The organism is Cryptosporangium arvum DSM 44712, assembly GCF_000585375.1.
GTDB lineage: Bacteria > Actinomycetota > Actinomycetes > Mycobacteriales > Cryptosporangiaceae > Cryptosporangium > Cryptosporangium arvum.
Map to the genome: position 1 here is coordinate 1057847 of NZ_KK073874.1, position 19039 is coordinate 1076885.

Below are 19039 nucleotides of genomic sequence, written 5' to 3' on the forward strand. Positions count from 1 at the left end.
GCGCGGTGTGCCTACGTCGGCCAGGCGTCGAGGGTGCGGGCGAGTTCGCGGGCTTCGGGCTGGATCGCCCGGGCGTGGTTCAGGTCCGCGCGGTGCCGGTCGGCGCGGGCGCCCTTGACGTTCTCGCCGAGCAGCCGCAGCGCGAGGTAGAGCGCGAGCACCCCGATCTCCCGGTGCTCCGACGCCGGGCTCAACGCCAGAATCCGGTCGCGCAGTGCGTCCCGGTCGGTGCGGTGGGGGAGCAGCGTCCAGAGGCGCACCAGGTCGCCGTGGCGGGGCCCGGCGCCCAGGTACTCCCAGTCCACGACGTGCACTCCGCCGCGCTCGGGGCACCAGAGCGCGTTGCGGTGGTAGAAGTCGCCGTGCGTCACCGGCACCCGGGGCAGCCCGGCGGCCGCGCGGCGGGCCGCCAGCCAGAGCCGGGTCGGTACGCCGCCCAGCACGCCGCGAGCCAGCCGGAGCGGCGCCGCCCGCCGCGGTGACGTCCACTGCGCCGGTGGCGGCCCCGGCGGCGGCGGGGGAGACCCGGCGACGCGCAGCGCGGTGGCCACCGCGTCGTCGAGGAACTCCGGCCCCGCGGGCGCGCCGGGACGCCACCACTCCGCCACGACCCAGGTGCCGTCCGGGTCTGAGGCCAGCACCGGAACCGTGGGGATCCCGACTTGGCGCGCCCACTGGCGTCCCCAGAGCTCTCGCCGGAGGCGCAATCGGCCGGGCTCGGTCTCCGCGACCTCGACCACGACGCCGCCGCCGACGAAGCGGCGGACCGGCCGGCGCGGACCGGCGAACGGCGGGGATTCCAGGACCTGCAGATCCACGCCCAGATCGTTCAGGACGGCGTGGACCGGCTCGGGAAGGTATGAAAGTGACGGACTGGCCTCGGCCCGGACGAAGGGTGTCACGGGTCGGCAGCCTAAGCGAGAAAAATACGACAAACTAGTGAAATGCCCACAAAACTAACTGCGCGTCCCCCGGCGCTACTCCGCGGTTGGCTGTTCTTTCTCGTGGCCGCTCTCGCCGTGCTCACCGGGTCGGCCGCTCACGTCGTCACCCGACCCGTCACCTGGTCGGCCCAGGCGGTCATCGCGTTCGTTCCGGTGGGGGAGCGGCCGGTCAGCGCGAGCTCGGTGACGTTGATGGTGCCCCGGTACGTCGCCTACGCCGCATCGCCGTACGTCGTACGGCAGGCCGCGGTGGCGGTCGGGATCCGGCCGGCCGAGCTACAGGGCGGGTTGACCGTCACGATGCCCGCGACCACGGCGAACGTGGCGATCGCGGTGGCCGGCCGGTCGCCCGGGATCGCGTCCGAGGCGGCCAACCGGATCGCCGCGCTGGTCGTGGAGCGGGCCTCGGCCGACCCGGTGCTGGCGGCGCGCGTGCTCGCCGAGGCGCCGCTGCCGACGGCGGCCGACGGGCCGAGCGAGGCCGTGCTGCTCGGTGGAGCCGCGGTGGGAGCGCTCGTGGTCGGTACGCTCGCGGCGCTCGGGGTGCGGTGGTACGTGCGTCGGCGCTACCCGCGGGCCACGGTCCCGGTGGTTCCGGCGACGCTGCGCCGGCCGGGGCCCGGCACCGTTCTCGCGACGGCACCGCTGGCCCGCCCGGAGCCGCTGGAGGACACCGTCCCGATGTCGGCGCTGGACGAGCCGACGGTCGACGACCGCCACCTCGCGGACGAGGACACGGTCAGCTTCGATCCCGCGACGGTGATCGTCCGGTCGATCACGCCCAGCCGCCGCTAGGGCTCAGTAGGCCCCGTCGCGGGACAGGACCGCCGGCAGGGTCCGGCAGACGATGTCGAAGTCCATGCTCAGCGACCGGTTCTCGACGTAGCGCAGGTCGAGGCGGACGGCTTCCTCCCAGGGCAGGTTCGACCGTCCGCTGACCTGCCAGAGCCCGGTCATCCCGGGCTTCACGAGCGTGCGACGCCGGTAGTCGGACCGCATCTGCTCCGGTGGCGTGGCCGTGGGGCGCGGCCCGACCAGCGCCATGTCGCCGCGCAGCACGTTCACCAGCTGCGGCAGCTCGTCGAGGGAGAGCGCGCGCAGGATCCCGCCGACCGGCGTCACCCGGGGGTCGTGGCGCACCTTGAACAGCGTGCCGGCCGTGTACTGGTTCGCGGTGGCCAGCGCGGCCTTGAGCGTCTCGGCGTCCGCGACCATCGTGCGGAACTTCAGCAGCCGGAAGCGGCGGCCGCCCTGCCCGGTGCGGAGCTGGCTGAAGAACACCGGCCCGGGGCTGGTCAGCTTCACCGCGGCGGCGACGCCGAGCAGCACCGGCGAGAGGAGGACGAGCGCGAGGCCGGCGATCGCCCGGTCGACCAGGTGGCGCACGGTCAGCCGGGCACCGTCGTAGCGGGGCGGCGTCACCTCGACGAGCGTGGCGTCCCCGTAGGTGCGTACCGACACCCGTTCGGCGCTGACCGGCCACAACGGCGTCACGGCAACGCCCACCGCGTGGGCCTCCAGACGCCAGGAGAGCGCGCGTAGCGCGTCCGGATCGCAGTGCCCGGTCACCACGACGGTGTCCGCCCCCGAGCGACGCACGGTGTCGACGACGGCGTCCAGCGCGGCCCCGGGGTCGTCGCCGGGGCAGGCGGTGGCGTCCACGACGGTCAGTCCGCGTCCGCCGGGGCCGTCCCAGCCGCCGGCCCAGGACGCGTGGTCACCGCCGGCGCGGCCGAGGTCGGTGATGCACGCGGCCGCGATCGTCGGCGCCGAGCGGTCGCGACCGGCGGCCGAACAGAACCGCCGTACCGCGTCCTGCGGGCCGTAGAGCACCAGCGGAGCGGCGGCGAGCGCGTCTCCCGCCCGGGTGAACCGGCGCAGCGCGACCCGGCTGAGCGCGGCCGCCACGGCCGTCGCCGGCACCGCGGCGAGGATCAGCGGCCGGGCGCCGGACAGCGACAGCAGCGTCGCGACGACGCTCGTCGCGGCCAGCAGCGTCACGGTCGTCAGCAGCAGGCCGCGGGCGTCGCCGAGCCGGATCTTCAGCCGGCGCCGGTGGTACGCGCCGACCGCCCAGGCGGTGATCGTCCATCCGGCCGGCACGGCGAGCGCCTGCTGCAACGGCAGCGAGTCGAGGACCCAGCCGAGCGCGGCGGCCGTGGCCACCGCCGCCGCGGCGTCGCACGCGGCGACCGCGGCTCGCCGCCGGAGGTCCTGCCGGTCGACCGGCGCCTCCACCGGCGTGACCTCGACCGTCTCGCCGAACTTCGGTAGCACGAGGGTGTCGGTGACCTGCTCCGCGGTCATCCGCCGACTCCCGGCTCCGAAACCACGGCACAGTTAGTTCTCCGGACGCCCCGGTCGATCATCCGTCCCCCCGAGAAGTTCGCAAAAGGCGCGAACAAGACTTCCTGGACAGTCAAACGCATAAAGCACCTTTTAGGTACGGGGCAACACTAAACGGCGCAAGACGGTAACCTCGACGCGCACTGGAGTTCACGACGACGGAGGCGCGGATGGGGGGTCGGGCTGCGCTGGCGATCGCGCTCCTGGCGATCGGACTCACCGGTTCGAGCACGTCGGCCGCCGACACCGGGCCGCGGACGACGTACGGCACACCGTCCACGCGCTGCACCGTGACCGACCCGCGTCTCGACTCGATAAGCGGCATGGCAGCGACCCGGGGCGCGCTCTACGTCGTCAACGACACCGCGCCGGTGACGGTCTGGCAGCTCGACGACCGCTGCCGAGCGGTCCGGCAGACGATCCTGACCCTGCCCGCGGCCCACGACCCCCGGGCCACACTGCGCGCCAGCGGCGAGAAAGCGGTCGACCTCGAAGACGTCGGCGTGGCCGCGGACGGTGCGCTCTGGCTGGCCGACACCGGGGGCAACACCAGTTCGCGCACGGTGGCGTCGCTCTACCGCTGGGTGCCCGGGCGCACGCTCGACTCGGCCCGCGCCGGAACGCCGGTGACCCGGGACAACCCGATCCCACTGGTCAACGCGGTCCGCCGCTACGACCTGCGCTACCCCGACGGCCCTCAGGACGTCGAGGCCGTGCTACCCACGCTGACCGGCCGGCTCGTGCTGGTCAGCAAGGCACGCGACGGCGTGGCGGCCGTCTACGAGACCTCCGTGCCGTTGGAGCCGGTGAGCACGCTGCGTCGCGTCGGCACGCTGGATCTGCGTCCGCTGCTGCCCGGCCGGGCGCTCTCGGTGACCGGCGGCGCGGTCTCGCCGGACGGCGTCCGCTTCGCGCTGCGCACGCCCGGCGTCGCCCTGGAGTGGGACGCTCCCGACGGGGACGCGGCGCGCGCGCTGAGCAACGGCGTCCCGCGGCGCGTCACACTGCCGAAGGCCCCCCAGGGCGAGGCCATCACCTACACCGACGACGGGTCCGAGCTGCTGACCGGCGGCGAGCAGCTACCGGCGGCGATCGGGCGGGTGTCGATCACCAGGACGCCCGGCCCGGCGAGCGCGTCGGGGCCGGTCTTCCCGCCGGCCGTGCTCGGCGGTGCCGGCGCCAGCGCCCTGCTGATCGTCGGACTCGGCGTGCTGGCGTGGCGTCGGCGGCCCACCGCTCCGGGGCCGGAGCCGGTGGCCACCGAGGAGCGCGAGCTGGTGACGGCCCGGTGAACCGCGGCTCACCGCTCGCCCTCGTGGTCGCGCTCGTGCTCTGCCTCGGTGCGACGGCGGTCGGCTACGTCCACACCCAGCCCGACGCGTACACCAGCACGTCCGTGCTCAGCCTGTCACCGCGTGACCCCGGCGAAGTCGGCTCGGACGACCTGACGCTGGCCACCAGCCGGTACGTCGCCTACCTGTCGGCTCCGGCGACGCTCGACGCGCTCTCCGGGACGCTCGGGGTCCGGGCCGCGACCACCGCGAAGAGCACCACCGTCGTCCAGCAGCCGGGCACGGTCAACCTGCGGATCAGCGTCACCGGGCCGGACGCCCGCGACGGGGCCGAGATCGCGAACGCGCTGGCCCGGGCCGGCGTGCGCCAGAGCGTCGACGACGATCAGGTCGTCGTCGACCTGATCGTCCCGGCGGTCGTGCCCTCCGCGCCCAGCGGACCGCCACGCACGCTGCTCTACCTGGTGAGCGGGGCCGGCGTGCTGTGCCTGGCCGTCCTCGCCCTGCTAGCGCTCGGCTACGCCCGCCCCCGTGAGCGCGAGGTCGTCGAGGTCGTCCGCGGTTAGCGCGACCCGGGTCGCGGCGACGTTGTCCTGGAGATACCGCCGCTTGGTCGTACCGGGGACGGGGATCACGTGGTCGCCCTGGGCCAGCACCCAGGCGATCGCGGCCTGGACCGGGGTGGCCCGGTGCCGCTCCGCCACCGCACGCAGCGGTTGCAGAGAATTCACCGACCCACGTCCCAGAGGCGCGAACGGGACGAACGCCGCACCGTTCGCGCGGCACCACTCGATCACGCCCGTCTCCAGCGGCGCCCGGTGCCACAGCGAGAACTCCGACTGCACGGCCGAGACCGGGTGGATCGCGTGCGCCTCGGCGGCCTGCTCGGGCGTCACCTCGGACAAGCCCAGGTGACGCACCTTGCCTTTCTCGACCAGCGACGCCAGCGCGCCCCAGCTCTCGGCCAGCGGCACGGCCGGATCCACGCGGTGCAGGTAATAGAGGTCGACGACGTCGCTGCCGAGCCGGTAGAGGCTCGCGTCGATCGCGGTCCCGATGTGGTCGGGCGAGCCGTCGACGCCGCCGTCCACCAACCCGGCCTTGCTGGCGAGCGTCACCTCGGCGCGGTGCCCGCGTAACGCCCGCCCGAGGAGTTCCTCGTTGCGGCCGGAGCCGTAGACGTCGGCGGTGTCGAAGAACGTGATCCCGTGGTCGAGCGCGGAGTGGATCACGGCCCGGGCGACGTCGTCATCGTCGGTCCAGGACAGCGCCAGGCAGCCGAGCCCGATCGCGCTGACGTGCGGGCCGTCGGCGCCCAGTTGTCGCGTCTTCATGGAGCTGTCCTCCGTCGAGCAGGACGGGGACCGCACATCGTCGTTGATGTATGCGGGGAGTCCGATACTAGGCACGCCGTTCCGGGCCCACGCTTCCCCGTGAGGCCCGTGACCGGAGTGTTTACACAGAGTTTTCAGCCGGTGTTGCGCATTCCGGCGGCGACGCCGTTGATCGTGAGCAGCAACGCACGCTGCAGCTGCGGATCGCTGTCGTCGGCCCGGTACCGCGCCAGCAGCTCGATCTGCAGGTGGTGCAGCGGCTGCAGGTACGTGTCGCGCACCGCCAGCGTGCGCTGCAGCACCGGCTGCGCGTCGAGCAGCGCCGGCTCGCCGGTGATCTCCAGGATCTCCGCGACCGTGCGCTCGTGCTCGGCGACGATCTTGTCGAAGATGTGGCGCAGGCCGGGGTCGACCAGCCGCTCCACGTACCGCCGCGCGATCGACAGGTCGGTCTTGACCAGCGTCATCTCGACGTTCGACACGAACGTGCGGAAGAAGTGCCAGCGCGCGTAGGCGTCGGCGAGCAGGTCACCGAGCCCGGCCTCCCGCGCCGCCGCGAACCCGGTGCCGACGCCGTACCAGCCCGGCACGATCTGCCGGGACTGCGTCCACCCGAACACCCACGGGATCGCCCGCAGCCCGGCCAGCCCCGAACCGGTGTCGGGGCGCTTCGACGGCCGCGAACCGATGTTCAGCGCGCCGAGCAACTCGGCCGGCGTCGACGCCCAGAAGTACCGGGGCAGATCCGGGTCGTGGATCAGCTCGCGGTAGGCCTGCTGCGCGGGCGCCGCCACCTTGTCCATCAGGTCCGACCAGCGGTCGAGGTCCTCCTGGGGCTGGCGCGGCTGGGTGTGCAGCAGCGTCGCCTGCAGCACCGCGGCCACCGTGAGCTCGAGGTTCTCGCGGGCCAGCGACGGCACCGCGTACTTGTCGGAGATGACCTCGCCCTGCTCGGTGACCTTGATCGCGCCGTCGAGCGTGCCGTACGGCTGGGCCAGGATCGCCTCGTGCGTGGGGCCACCGCCGCGCCCGACCGTGCCACCGCGGCCGTGGAACAGCCGCAGCCGGACGCCGTGCTGCTGAGCGACGTCACGCAGGGCGCGCTGCGCCCGGTGGATCTGCCACTGGCTGGACGTGATGCCGGCGTCCTTGTTCGAGTCGGAGTACCCGAGCATGACCTCCTGGACGTCGCCGCGTGCGGCGACGATCGCCCGGTAGGCCGGGATCGAGAGCATCCGGTCGAGGATCTCCCCGGCGACGTTGAGCTCCGCGACCTGCTCGAGCAGCGGCACGAACCCGATCCGGGCCACCCCGGCGTTGACGTCGACGAGCCCGGCCTCGCGCGCCAGCACGGCCGCGGCCAGCACGTCGTCGACGCCCTCGGTCATCGAGATGATGTAGGACTCGATCACCTCGGGGCCGAACTGGTCGAGGATGTCGCGGATCGCGCCGAACACCCCGAACGTCTTCGCGCCGGCCTCGTCGAGTTGCACGTCGGGGCCGCCGAGCGGGCGACGCCCGGCCAGCTCCCGGGCCAGGTACTCGGTGCGGGCCTCGCGGCTGAGCGCCGTGTACGGCTCGTAGAGCTCACCCACCCGGTCGACGAACTGCGCCAGCGCCTGGTGGTGGGCGCCGGAGTGCTCGCGGATGTCGAGCGTGGCCAGGTGCAGGCCGAACGCCGACACCGTGCGGATCAGCCTCGTCACCGTGCCGTCGGCGATGAGCGTGCCGCGGTGCGCGCGCAGCGACCGGCGCATGACCTCCAGGTCGGCGACCAGGTCGGTGGAGCCCAGGTAGTCACGCCCCGGCTGGTGCGCCGCGTTGCGGGCCAGCCGGGTGCGGGTGTTGGCCAGCTTGGCGCGCATGCAGCGGATCTTCAGCCGGTAGGGCTCGGCCGCGTTGACCCGGCGGTACCGGGTCTCCAGCTCCGGCAGGTTCGCCAGGTCGGCCGCGACGCTCTCCTCGAGCTCCGCCGACACCCCGACGACCCGGTCGGAGACCGACAGCTCCTCGACCAGCTCGGCCAGATCGGCGTCGGTGTCCCGGATGCCGTACTCGTACTGCAACTTCAGAACGTCCCGCGTGACCTGCGCGTTCACGAACGGGTTGCCGTCCCGGTCGCCACCGATCCAGGTGCCGAACGTCAGCGGCTTGGCCGTGGACGACACCTCGACGCCCAGATCGGCCAGGATGTCGGCCAGCTCGGTGAGCACCGTGGGAGCGGCGTCGGCGTGCAGGTCGTTGAGGTAGTAGATCGCGTTGCGGGCCTCGTCGGTGGGCTCCGGCTTCTCCAGCCGCAGCTCGTCGGTCTGCCACAGCAGGTCGACGACCTCGGCGAGCTCCCGGTTGGTGCGGCGGCTCACGTACGCGGCCGGGGTGCCGGACACCGCGGCCTCGGTGGCCTCGGCCTCCAGCAGATCGGCCACCCGGCGCAGCTTCGCCAGCGTCGAGCGCCGCGCCGCCTCGGTGGGGTGCGCGGTGAACACCGGCCGCACGGCCAGCTGCTCGGCGCCGGCGGCGATCTCCTCCGACGTCAGCCCGCGCGCCTTGATGCGCTGCGCGGCGCCCTCCAGCCAGCCGCCCTGGTTGGCCCGGCGGCGGCGCAGATCGCGCCCGCGGTGGGCCTGCTCGGTGATGTTCGCCAGGTGGAAGTACGTGGCGAACGCGCGGACCAGGCGGATCGCGGTGGGGATGTCGGTGCCGGAGAGCGCGTCGGCCGCCGCGGCGGCGTCGGTGCGGGCGGCCGCCCGGACCTTCTCGACCAGCTCCAGCAGATCGGGCCCCTCCTGGCGGACGAGCGTCTCGCCGAGCAAGTTGCCCATGCGCCGGATGTCGGCGCGCAGCTCGCGGTCGGCCTCGTTCGCGTCATCGGGCGCGACGCTGCCGAGACCCCACAGGTCGGACGGGCCTGCATCCGTGTCGGGCATGGCTGCTCCCCGGGATCGAGTCGGACGTCAGGGACGTCGCTGTCCCGCGTTCACCAGCCTAAAGGCTGGCACCGACAGGATCGGGGGCGCGGGCCGCATCGATCAAGTAGTGGGACGCCGACCGGGGGAACATCCGGGCGGGTCCGCGCGCTGTGTCTCGAGGAAGTTTTCTGTCGGCGCCCCGGCGTAGTCTGGCTCTTGCGTGGCCTCCGGCTCCCTCCCACTCACCCAGCGGACGGGGCCTGTTCGACGTGCGCGCTGAATCGTAGGAAGGCATTTGATGAGCCTGAGTGGTCTGCTCGACGCGAGCCTCGCCGATCCGGCTCTCGGCCAGATCGCGCGGCGTGCCGCCGGTGATGCGGCCGGCGAGCTCGACCTCACCGCCCCCGAGGCGCTGCGCCCGTTCGTGGTCGCGGCGCTGGCCGCCGCACGCGCGAAGGCGGGCTCGGCGGCGCCGGTGCTGGCGGTCACCGCGACCGGCCGCGAGGCCGACGACCTCGCGGCCGCGCTGACGTGCCTGCTGCCACCCGACCGCATCGCGGTCTACCCGGCCTGGGAGACGCTGCCGCACGAGAAGCTCTCGCCCCGCGCCGACACGATCGGCCGCCGGCTGGCCGTGCTCCGCCGGCTCGCGCACCCGTCCACCGACGATCCCACCACCGGCCCGCTCGACGTCGTCATCGCGCCGGTGCGCAGTGTCCTGCAGCCGCAGCTGGCCGGCCTGGGCGAGCTGGAGCCGGTCGGTCTGCAGGCCGGCGACACCGCTCCGCTCGACGCTGTGGTCGAGCGGCTGGTCAGCATCGCCTACGCGCGGGTCGACCTGGTCGAGAAGCGCGGCGAGTTCGCGGTGCGCGGCGGCATCCTCGACGTGTTCCCGCCCACCGAGGAGCACCCGGTCCGGGTCGAGTTCTGGGGCGACGAGGTCGAAGAGGTCCGCTACTTCGCGGTCGCCGACCAGCGGTCGCTGGAGATCGCCGCCCACGGCCTGTGGGCACCTCCCTGCCGTGAGCTGCTGCTCACGCCCGAGGTACGGGAGCGGGCCGCCCAGCTGGCCAAGGACCACCCGGCGCTGGCCGAAATGCTCGACAAGGTCGCCGACGGCATCCCGGTCGAAGGCATGGAGTCGCTCACCCCGGCGCTGCTGGAGGGCTCGGGCCAGCTCGAGCTGCTGGTCGAGGCCGTTCCGGCCGGCACGCACGTGCTGCTCTGCGATCCCGAGCGCATCCGGGCCCGCGCCCGCGACCTGGTCGCCACCAGCGCCGAGTTCCTGGAGGCGTCCTGGGCCGCGGCCGCCGGCGGGGGCGAAGCGCCGATCGATCTGGGTGCCGCCGCGTTCCGCAGCCTCGCCGACGTGCGCTCCACCGGCACCGGGCGAGGGCTGCCCTGGTGGACGGTGGCGCCGTTCGGGGTGTCGGCCGCCGGTTCGGCGTCCGCGGCCGATTTTGACGACGACGCGATCGACGTGGCGATCCCGGCCGTGGCCGACCCGGGCGTGCCCCGGGATTCGCTGACGGTCGAGGCGAAGTCGGTCGACGGGTTCCGCGGTGACACCGGCCGGGCCGTCGAGGAGCTGCGGCAGCGGGTCGCCGAGGGCTGGCGCGCCGCGCTGGTGTTCGAAGGCCCCGGTTCCGCACAGCGGGCCGCCGAGATGCTGCGCGAGGCCGATCTGGGCGCGCAGCTCGTGGTGGACGTGCCGACCGCGCCGGAAGCCCGGTCGGTGCTCGTCACCACCGGCCAGCTCGCCGGCGGGTTCCTGCTGGAGAGCGCACAGCTGGTCGTGTTCACCGAGTCCGACCTCACCGGTGCCCGGTCGGGGTCCGGCCGGGAACGCGGGCGGATGCCGTCCCGGCGGCGCAACGCGGTCGACCCGCTGCAGCTCCAGCCGGGTGACTACGTGGTGCACGAGCAGCACGGCGTCGGCAAGTACATCGAGATGATCAAGCGGACGATCAACGGCGGCGAGCGCGAGTACCTGGTGCTGGAGTACGCACCGAGCAAGCGCGGCCACCCCGGTGACCGGTTGTTCGTCCCCACCGATTCGCTGGAGCAACTGACCCGGTACGTCGGTGGTGAGTCGCCGGCGCTGCACAAGATGGGCGGCGCCGACTGGCAGAAGGCCAAGGGCCGCGCCCGCAAGGCCGTGAAGGAGATCGCCGGCGAGCTGATCCGGCTCTACGCGGCGCGTACCAGCACCAAGGGCTTCACGTTCTCCGCTGACACCCCCTGGCAGCGCGAGCTGGAAGACGCGTTCCCGTACATCGAGACGCCCGATCAGCTGGTCGCGATCAACGAGGTCAAGGCCGACATGGAGAAGCCGTACCCGATGGACCGGGTGATCTGCGGCGACGTCGGCTACGGCAAGACCGAGATCGCGGTGCGGGCGGCGTTCAAGGCCGTGCAGGACGGTAAGCAGGTCGCGGTGCTCGTGCCGACGACGATCCTGGCCAAGCAGCACTTCCTGACGTTCTCCGAGCGGATGGCGCAGTTCCCGGTCAAGATCGCGCAGCTCTCCCGGTTCCAGACCGACGGCGAGGCCGCCGAGACGGTCGCGAAGCTCGCCACCGGCGAGGTGGACATCGTCGTCGGCACGCACCGGCTGCTGCAGGCCTCCACCCGGTTCAAGGACCTCGGGCTGGTCATCGTCGACGAGGAGCAGCGCTTCGGCGTCGAGCACAAAGAGCAGCTCAAGCAGATGCGCACGGCCGTCGACGTGCTGACGATGTCGGCGACGCCGATCCCGCGGACCCTGGAGATGTCGCTGACCGGCATCCGCGAGATGTCGACGATCCTGACGCCGCCGGAGGAGCGCCACCCGGTGCTGACGTTCGTCGGCCCGTACGAGGAGAGGCAGATCGGGGCGGCGATCCGCCGCGAGCTGCTCCGCGAGGGGCAGGTGTTCTACCTGCACAACCGGGTCGAGTCGATCGAGCGCGCGGCGGCGCGGCTGCGGTCGATGGTGCCCGAGGCGCGGATCGCGGTGGCGCACGGCCAGATGAACGAGGACGCGCTCGAGCGGGTCATGCTCGGGTTCGACGAGAAGGAATACGACGTCCTGGTCTCGACCACGATCGTCGAATCCGGTCTGGACATCCCCAACGCCAACACGCTCATCGTCGAGCGGGCCGACGTGCTGGGGCTCTCGCAGCTGCACCAGATCCGCGGCCGGGTCGGTCGTGGGCGCGAGCGCGCGTACGCGTACTTCCTCTACCCGCCGGAGCGGCCGCTCACCGAGACCGCGCACGACCGGCTGGCCACGATCGCGCAGAACTCCGACCTGGGCGCCGGTATGGCGGTCGCGATGAAGGACCTGGAGATCCGCGGGTCGGGCAACCTGCTCGGCGGCGAGCAGTCCGGGCACATCGCGAACGTCGGGTTCGACCTGTACGTCCGGCTCGTGGGTGAGGCGGTCGCCGAGTACAAGGGTGAGCGCACCGAGATCGAGTCCGAGGTGAAGGTCGACCTGCCGGTCGACGCGCACCTCCCGCACGACTACATCCCGGGGGAGCGGCTGCGGCTGGAGGCGTACCGCAAGCTCGCGGGCGTCACCACCAGCGAGGAGCTCGCGCAGGTGCGTGAGGAGATCCGCGACCGGTACGGCAACCCGCCGGAGCCGGTGGAGAACCTGTTCGCGGTCGCCGCGTTCCGGGTGAAGGCCCGCGCGGCCACGATCACCGAGGTGTCACTGCAGGGGCGGCAGGTGCGCTTCGCGCCGCTGCGCCTGCCGGAGTCCAAGGTGATGCGGCTTCAGCGCCTGTACCCCGGCGCCATGTACAAGCAGGCCGTCGACGTCGTGCTGGTACCGAGGCCCTCCACCGCCCGGGTGGGCGGCCAGCCACTGCGCGACACCGCGCTGCTGGACTGGGCCGCCGGCTTCCTCGACGCGATGGCCCCGGAGCCGGCCAGGGCTCCGTAATCGGTCTGAACCTGGAGCCCGCTCGGGGGCTGGAGTCCGCCGAGGGGCGGGCTCCCGCTCAGGGGGCGGGCTCCCGCTCAGGGGCGGGCTCCCGCTCAGGGCGGGAGGTCGCCCGGGGCGGAGGTCGCCCGGGGCGGAGGTCGCCCGGGGGCGGAGGCCGCTCGGGGGCGGGAGGCCGCCCAGGGTGACGCTGCCGCTCGGCGGCGTCGTTCTGGGCGGGCCCGCCTCTACCTACGGGTTGCGGTGCGATTCGTAGCGGAAGCCCCGGCGTCCGAACACCACTCGGGTGCCTGGGGTGAGCGTCACCTTGCGGTGGGCCTCCAGGCGCGTCCAGGACTCGCTGTTCGGCGGGGCGATGTGCGTGCCGTTCGCCGACGCGAGGTCGACCACGTTCACGTCCCAGCCGTCCAGCTCGATCCGGGCGTGGATGCGTGAGACGACGCCCTTCGGGTCGTCGATGCGCAGCGCACGCGCCCGCCCCTGCAGCACGGCCTCGTCCCGCTCCGGCTCGCGCCCGACCACGTAGTCGGTGTCGAGCCGGAACGTCGCGCCGTCGTCGAGCACCAGCAGCCCCAGCGGAGGCCGGGGGCCGGTCCGTGACACGTGCGTGAGCTGCGCCATCGAGATGCCGCAGACCGCGCAGTACGGCACACGCGGGTCGTTGAAGTGATCGTTCTTGCAGTAGATGCCGAGCACGATCGGGCGGGCGTCGGCTTCCTCGGCCCCGTCCGCGGGAACCGGGCCGGGCGGCGGCTGCACGTCGGCCGGAGGCAGCGGCCCGGACGTCTGCGACCGGTCCTCCACCTCCGCCTGGTCGCCGATGAGCAGCACGGCCTCGAACGGAGCGGCCGGGTCGTAACCGCCGCCGCTCGCGGCCGGTGGGGCCGACGAGGGCTGCACGGCCTGGTCGGCCAGCGGCTGATCGGGCAGCACCGGCGACGGGCCGGTCGGTGTGTGCACCGGACTGTCCGGCGACGAGCCGCCGTCGAACCCGCCGGGCGGCGCGGAGACCGGGCTGTCGTACCCGCCGAAGCCGCCGGGGGGTGGCGGGGGCAGGGGTGAGGGCTCTCCGAACGGCGGAGGCGGCGGCGGTGCCGAGTCGCCGAACGGGGTCGGCGGCGGGCCGGGAGGTGCCGGGGGCATCGGGCTGTCGAACGACGCCGGGTCGTCGAACGTCGGCACGCGCGGCGGGTCGTCGAACGTGGGCACGCGAGATGCGTCGTCGTACGCGGGCATGCGGGGCGGCTCGTCGTACGACGGCGCGGCCGGAGCCGAGAAGGCCGCCGGTGCGTCGTGGCCACCGCGCTGGACGGAGGCCGCTCCGCGCGGGCCGGCCTCGTCGGCGGGCTCCGCCGAGGGCAGCTCGACCGGCAGCGGACGGGCGGCCGAGTCGTCGGCGAACGGGTTGTACGCCTCGGTGCTCTGCGGGACGTCGTCGTCCTCGACCTCGGACGGCACCGAGGTGATCGAGGGTGACGTGGGAACCCGCCGGACCACCTCGGTGGGCGGCGGCACCGCCCGCGACTCGTTCTGGGAGTCCTCGTCCGGGGCCGGCTCGGCGCGGAACGATTCGCGCGTGGCCTCGGTGGACGGGGCCGGTACCGCGCGGGGCACGTCGGCCGGAGCCGAGGACGGGTCGTCGAACCGGTCGGCCGGGGTCGAGGACGGGTCGCCGAACCGGTCGGCCGGAGCCGAGGACGGGTCGCGGTACGGGTCGGCAGGCGTGGGGGTTTCGGCCGGGGTGCCGCGGTAGGCGTCGGCCGGGGCCGCGTCGTGGTGGGCGTCGGCCGGTGACGTGGCGCGGACGGAGCCGAGATCGTCCGGCGTGGGGAGGGCGTCCGCCTCGGGGCGGGACGGCACGGCACTGAGCGAGCGCACGGGAGCCAGCGGCGCAGCCGGTCGACCCGCGGGCGAGGGCGCGGCCGCGATCGCGGACGGCACCCCGAACACGAAGCCACCCGCACGCACCACACCGGCGTCGAGCCGCGCCCACGGGTCGTGCGACCCGCCGCCGAGCGTGTCGAGCGCACCGCGGATCACCCGGGCCGGTGCCGGAATCATCCGGTCGACCCAGGTCAGAGCGTCTCGGCCGTCCAGCACGATCTCGCCGTCGTCGGTGACGATCGAGACCTGGGCCGCGCCGTGCACGATCACCGCGACTCCGTCGCCGACCGGCCCGAACGCGGCGAGCGGCGGGAAGTCGAGGTCCTGGTTGCCCGCGGTGAGCAGCAGGCTGGCCAGGCGTCGCCCGAGGCGCCGTCCGTCGCCGCCCGCGGCCGACGCGATCGCGTCCAGCACCTCGGCCGTCCGGTCGTCGTCGCCCTCCGGTGCCGCGTAGAGCAGGACCAGGTCGCCGTAGCGGGCGAGCAGGCCCGAGCCGGCGACCGGCGCGAGCGCGCGATCGTCCGGTTTCTCGTCGGTGTTACCTGTCGTCACACGAACCTCCCACCCCGGAACCGCCAGTGGATCGAGAACACCCGCATCGGGCCGTTCGCGAAGATCCAGACTGCCACCCAGACGAAGAGGAAGAGAATCCAGTACGAAAGTGACTGCAAACCGCTCAGGCCGTCGATACCCGGGACGGCGCCGGCGAGCAGCAACCCCCAGATCAACAGGCCCTCATTGATGAACGTGAGTAGCCCGACGAGCGTGGGCCAATCCTTCTCCCACCGCCACTGCATGATCAGGTGGTAGAGCAACTCCCACAGCACCCCGATCACCGTGACCGTGACGAGCACGGTGTAGGCGATGCGGTACTTGCTCCCGATCCCGACCTGCAGGGGCAGCAGCGGCGTCAGGAACAACGCCACCAAGCCGCCGATGACCAGCGTAAACACGATCCGGCTCTGGATCCGTCCCCACAACGTGGGCAGCATCTTTACTCCTGTCTCTGTACGTGGGGATCAGATCAGATTTGTTGGTTGCGTGCCCACTTGAGCCACTCACTCACGGACCGGGCTGGGCCGATGCGCTTGGCGAAACCTCGCCGGGCCAGGTCGTCGGCGATCTCCTGAGCGGCCACCTGCAGGCCGAGGAACGTGTCGACGCCGGGGAAGTACCCGCCGAGGGTCGGTGAGCCGGACGCGTACATCCGGCCCTCGCCGTTGGCGGTGCCCTTCAGCTCGAACGAGCGCTCGACGTCGAGCCGGCCGACCGGGTTGCGACCGACGTTGCTGTGGTCCATCAGGTCGGCCAGCAGGCGGTGCTCACGGATGTCGGCCTCGAGCCCGGTGCAGTCGATGATGAAGTCGGCCGGGATCTCGCTGACCTGTCCGTTGCCGAACTTCACCCGGCTCACGGTGCGGCCGTCGGCGCCGATCGTGACGTCCTCGGCGACGCCCTCCAGCGTGTGGTACCAGTTGCCCGAGCGGCCGGCGTTCATCTGGGCCTGCCAGCGCCGCCGCCACGGGGTGTTGGTGCCACCCATGTCCTTGTACGCCTGAGCGCGCTCGGCGCCCTCGAGCTTCCGGATCTTCGCCTTGAGCTGGCCGCCCCAGACCGACTTCGGGTAGTTGAAGCCCTGGTAGGCGAAACCGTTGCTGCCCGGGCGCCGCAGCCAGGCGTTCTTGCCGTGCGGACCGCTCACGTACGTGCGGAACAGGTGGACGATCTGCGTCTGCAGACCGAACTTCTCCCGGTCGTCCATCAGGCGCTGGAGCACGCGGGACGCCACGATGCCGCCGCCGCGGACCAGCACGGTGCCCGGCCGGGACTTGAGGAACGTGTAGACGTGCTCGTGGTCCTCGTAGGCGTTGACCACGTGGTGGAAGTCCTGGTGCTTGGTGCGGAACTCCTGCAGCTCGGGCAGGAACTTCAGGCCCGGGTAACCGATGCCCACGTGGACGTACTGCGAGCGGTACGCGACCCGCTTCGTCGGCGCCGCGCCGTCGGGCGGCGTCAGGATCGTGAAGTAACCGCCGCCGTGGCGACGGCGCACCATCCGCACCTGGCCCTTGACGAGCATCTCCCACCAGCGGATGCGCTTGGCCTCGCGCTCCAGGTTCTCGAACACCATGCCGGCGCGCGGCGTGTAGAAGTCGGCGAACATCGGCTCGACCAGGACCTGCCATGCCGCTTTGAGCGACTTGTCCTTGATCGTCTCTTCCATCGCGTACGACGGGAAGCCCCAGATGTTGTCGGGGCGCGACGCGGAGTCGGAGCGGATGCGCTCGGGGCGGGGGATCTGCGAGACCCGGGTGAGGTACTCGTAGGTCTGCCACGGGTTGTCGATGTTGGACAGGATCCGGATGTTCTGCGTCGGGACGCCGGCGATGCGGAGGTAGTCGACGGTGACGAACGAGCCGATACCCCCGCCGATGGTGACGAACGGGATGTCGACGACCGGGATGCCGGCAGCGGCGATCATCTGGTCGGACCACACGCTGGTCTCGAGCAGCTCGGGCGTCAGGTCGCCCCCGCCGCCAGGAGCCGCCGGGTAGTTCTGCTGCCGGGGCACCGCGGTCTGCGGACCGGGCGCCGGGTACGCGGGTGCCGTCGGGATCACCGACGTCGGGGGCAGGTGGCGCTGCCCGTCGGCGGGAGGAGCGCCCGCATACCCAGGGCCGACACCACCGGCTTGGTTCGGCGTCCGACCGGGGTACGGACTGCTCATGTCCCTCACCATCTTCTTCGCAGCGACGTTTCCGCGACGGAGTCCGCCCGCCGCGCACGGGTGAGGCTAGGGGACGCCCGACGAGAGCCCGCGAGCTCTGACGCGTATGCGACTCACCGCCCGCGTCACAGGGTCTCGTCGCGCCGTCGCCGCAGCGCGTCGTCGAGGACACCGCAGAATCTCGCGAACCGATCGGAGTCGTCGAGCTCCTCGGCGCCGGCGAGGATCACGGTCCACCGGGCGTCGGCCAGCGCGTTGCGACGCGGCTGATCGCCGCGGTAATGCTCACCGTCGCGGTAGAAGTTCGCGCCGACGCGGAGAGCCGGCCAGCCGAGGTCGACGGACGTGCGACGGTCACCCACCGGGATCGCGTGGTGCGGCACGGGGTGCGGGAAGCCGGCCCGGACCAGCTTGACGCGGAGGACGCTCTCCTCCGGTGATCTCGACCGGGCGTCGGCCAGCCGGATGGTGTCGGCGGCCCGGGTGCGCGGCCGGGCGTCCACCAGGGACTGGAGCTCCGAGGCCGTGACGTAGGCGTGGTTGAGCAGCAGATCCAGCCCGGCGACGGCGGCCGGGACGTCGGTTTCCCGAGCCAGCTCCCAGGCGGTTCGAGCCGGAACGGTGACCGGCAGTGTCGCCGTCTCCGAGGCCACCAGAACCACCAAATCCGGGCAAGGCTGGCCATCGCCCGGGCCAGCGATCGGGCCTGGGCTGGGCAGGCCAGCAGCTGAGCCGAAGTCGGCAGCTGAGCGAAGGTTGGCAGCTGAGCCCAGGCGAGCGGCTGGGCGCAGGCCAGCGGCTGAGCGCAGGCCAGCGGACGGGTCGAGGCCGGTGGCAGGGGCGAGGCCTGCAAGCGGTTCCAGGCCAGCGAGCGAGCTGAGGCCAACGAGCGGATCCGGGCCGACGGGCGAACCGAGGCCAGCGAGCGGGGCCAGGCCGGTGATGGGGCCGAGAGCAGTGATCGAGCCGAGGCCACTGAGCGGGTCCAGGCCTGTGGCCGGGCCGAGGCTAGGCAAGCGATCGGCTGAGATCGGGCCGGACGGTCCAGCCGCTGGGGTCGAGCCGGGCCGACCGCCGGCCGACTCCGAGTGTGCCGGGGCGCCGGCCGACTCCGAGTGTGCCGGGACGCCGGCCGACTCCGAGTGCACCGGAACGCTGGCCGACGTCGGGCCCGGCGGTACGCCAGCCGAGTTCAGGCCCGCCGGTATGCCAGCCGAGTTCAGGCCCGTCGGTATGCCGGCCGAGGTCGGGCCCGCCGGTCTGCCGGCCGAGTTCAGGCCGACCGAACGGGGCGGAGTCGGACCGGGCGAGCCGTCGGTCGGGGGCGGGCCCGGCGGGCCGTCGGGTGGGGGCGGCGTTGGCCCGAGGTTCGGATACCGCTGGATCTCCGCGGCCGAAAGAGTGGCCTGGCGGGCTCGGATGCCTCGCGTCTGCAGGCGATTCGGCGGCGGCACGATCACCGACACCGGATCGGTGGGCTCGCCGATCGGCAGGCCGGCGACGCACGCGGCCGACCGACCGGTCAGCGCGGCTCCGGCAGGAAGGATCAGACCGGCGGCCGCGCAGCGCAGCCGGTGGGAATCGGCGAGCTCCGCATCCACGTAGACGTCACGGAAAACGCGCCGCCAGGCCGCCCCGTTGAGCTGGGAGCGCGTGAGAAGACCACGGCGA

General features: G+C 72.9%; 12 protein-coding genes. 4 read left to right on the forward strand and 8 right to left on the reverse strand.

What is annotated here, in order from left to right; all coding sequences use genetic code 11:
* Positions 1–11 precede the first annotated feature (11 nt).
* Complete coding sequence (locus tag CRYAR_RS04860; protein ID WP_035848708.1) at positions 12–818, reverse strand: phosphotransferase; 807 nt, start codon at positions 816–818, stop codon at positions 12–14.
* Positions 819–944: 126 nt separating this feature from the next.
* Here CRYAR_RS04860 and CRYAR_RS04865 point away from each other — a divergent pair, with 126 nt between their 5' ends.
* Positions 945–1739: a YveK family protein gene (locus CRYAR_RS04865; protein ID WP_157017367.1), complete on the forward strand. Its 795-nt coding sequence runs from the start codon at positions 945–947 to the stop codon at positions 1737–1739.
* 3 nt (positions 1740–1742) lie between these two features.
* Here the strand turns inward: CRYAR_RS04865 and CRYAR_RS48465 are convergent, their stop codons facing one another.
* Positions 1743–3251, reverse strand: coding sequence for an exopolysaccharide biosynthesis polyprenyl glycosylphosphotransferase (locus CRYAR_RS48465; protein ID WP_051569754.1), 1509 nt, complete (start codon positions 3249–3251; stop codon positions 1743–1745).
* Between the two features lie 209 nt (positions 3252–3460).
* On the opposite strand from CRYAR_RS48465, the gene CRYAR_RS42695 reads away from it, so the two are divergent.
* A complete protein-coding gene (locus CRYAR_RS42695) occupies positions 3461–4582 on the forward strand; it encodes a hypothetical protein (protein WP_051569755.1) in 1122 nt (373 codons plus the stop codon).
* Positions 4579–5148 (forward strand): YveK family protein, encoded by a 570-nt coding sequence (locus tag CRYAR_RS42700; RefSeq protein WP_051569756.1) that lies wholly within the window; start codon positions 4579–4581, stop codon positions 5146–5148. The genes CRYAR_RS42695 and CRYAR_RS42700 overlap by 4 nt, the downstream gene beginning before the upstream one ends.
* Here the strand turns inward: CRYAR_RS42700 and CRYAR_RS04885 are convergent.
* Positions 5089–5916: an aldo/keto reductase gene (locus tag CRYAR_RS04885; RefSeq protein WP_035848711.1), complete on the reverse strand. Its 828-nt coding sequence runs from the start codon at positions 5914–5916 to the stop codon at positions 5089–5091. The two genes, CRYAR_RS42700 and CRYAR_RS04885, sit on opposite strands and share 60 nt — an antisense overlap.
* A gap of 134 nt (positions 5917–6050) precedes the next feature.
* Complete coding sequence (gene ppc / locus CRYAR_RS04890; protein ID WP_084700075.1) at positions 6051–8843, reverse strand: phosphoenolpyruvate carboxylase; 2793 nt, start codon at positions 8841–8843, stop codon at positions 6051–6053.
* A 280-nt stretch (positions 8844–9123) separates the two neighbouring features.
* Here ppc and mfd point away from each other — a divergent pair, with 280 nt between their 5' ends.
* Entirely contained in the window at positions 9124–12756 is a 3633-nt protein-coding gene (gene mfd / locus CRYAR_RS04895) for a transcription-repair coupling factor (protein WP_035848712.1), read from the forward strand.
* 231 nt (positions 12757–12987) lie between these two features.
* On the opposite strand, the gene CRYAR_RS42705 is transcribed toward mfd, so the two are convergent.
* The 4 genes from CRYAR_RS42705 to CRYAR_RS04915 form a co-directional block, all read right to left on the reverse strand.
* On the reverse strand, positions 12988–15192 hold the full coding sequence (locus CRYAR_RS42705; protein ID WP_051569757.1) for an FHA domain-containing protein: 2205 nt from the start codon (positions 15190–15192) through the stop codon (positions 12988–12990).
* The gene (locus CRYAR_RS04905; protein WP_035848713.1) at positions 15189–15632 is read right to left on the reverse strand and encodes a hypothetical protein; all 444 of its coding nucleotides are present in this window, start codon (positions 15630–15632) and stop codon (positions 15189–15191) included. Before CRYAR_RS04905 ends, CRYAR_RS42705 begins: the two co-directional genes overlap by 4 nt.
* A 32-nt stretch (positions 15633–15664) precedes the next feature.
* Entirely contained in the window at positions 15665–17368 is a 1704-nt protein-coding gene (locus tag CRYAR_RS04910) for a hypothetical protein (protein ID WP_211247267.1), read from the reverse strand.
* Between the two features lie 125 nt (positions 17369–17493).
* Positions 17494–18021: a hypothetical protein gene (locus tag CRYAR_RS04915; RefSeq protein WP_157017369.1), complete on the reverse strand. Its 528-nt coding sequence runs from the start codon at positions 18019–18021 to the stop codon at positions 17494–17496.
* Positions 18022–19039: the final 1018 nt, after the last annotated feature.